This is a genomic window from Collinsella sp. TF05-9AC, from assembly GCF_003438495.1.
Classification (GTDB): Bacteria; Actinomycetota; Coriobacteriia; order Coriobacteriales; family Coriobacteriaceae; genus Collinsella.
The window spans coordinates 1-827 of sequence record NZ_QSSH01000071.1; the positions used below are offsets into that span (position 1 = coordinate 1).

Below are 827 nucleotides of genomic sequence, written 5' to 3' on the forward strand. Positions count from 1 at the left end.
CGGCGGCCCCGCCGAACTCGGCCAGCATCGACACCTGCCAGCGGCTCGACGGGTCGACCGCGCCCTCGAGCGCGGGGTCGGCCTCGAGCAGGGTCGCGCGCAGCCTGTTCTTCGCGCGGGTCCTGGCGGACGACGCGAACTCGCGCTGCGACGACAGGATCCGCAGCGAGGCGGTCCCCTCGGGCTCCTCGGGCGCCGGCCTGAGGGCGCGGGGCACGCCGAGCGCGGTGCGCGCGATCACCTCGGCGTCGATGGCGTCGGTCTTCGCGATGCCGGGGAACATCCCGCGGGCCTGCTTCTCGGCATATCCGGGCAGGTAGGCGCAGGGGTTCCCGTGCGCATGGGCGCGCGCGAGGACCAGCGCGCCGATGTTTCGCTTCTGGTCGACGACGACCAGCGCGCCGGAGCCGGCCCGCTCGAGCACCCGGTCGATGTCGTCGGGCCTGTTTGCCAGCTCGGCCCTGAAGGCGACGCCCCCTCCCGCATCGAGCGCGCACGCGCTGTGCGAGCTCTTCCCGACGTCGATCCCCAGGTAGGCCACGGGCGTCTCTGCTGCAGGCATGGTGTATCCTCTCCCTTGAGCCGGCCGTAAGCCGCGGAAGCGACACCCGCATTACCCGGCCGTGGCCCGGTCCGGGCCCGGCACATCTCTATCAGTCGTTCCCCGCGGCCCCTCCCGCCCCGGCGGCAACACGTCCCGGGCCCTCTACGGGGCAGGGGCTGACGGCCGTCCGGGGCGGTCGGCCAGCGACCACCGGTACGGCTCAATCGTATAACCATGCAACGGAAAAGAGCCGCCCTTTCGGACGACTCAAACTGTAATGGGG

1 protein-coding gene is annotated in these 827 nt (G+C 72.3%); it reads right to left on the minus strand.

The window, feature by feature from the left end:
• On the minus strand, nt 1–562 hold a 562-nt coding region (locus tag DXC52_RS09895; protein ID WP_147330626.1), incomplete at its 3' end, for a transposase.
• Nucleotides 563–827 lie beyond the last annotated feature (265 nt).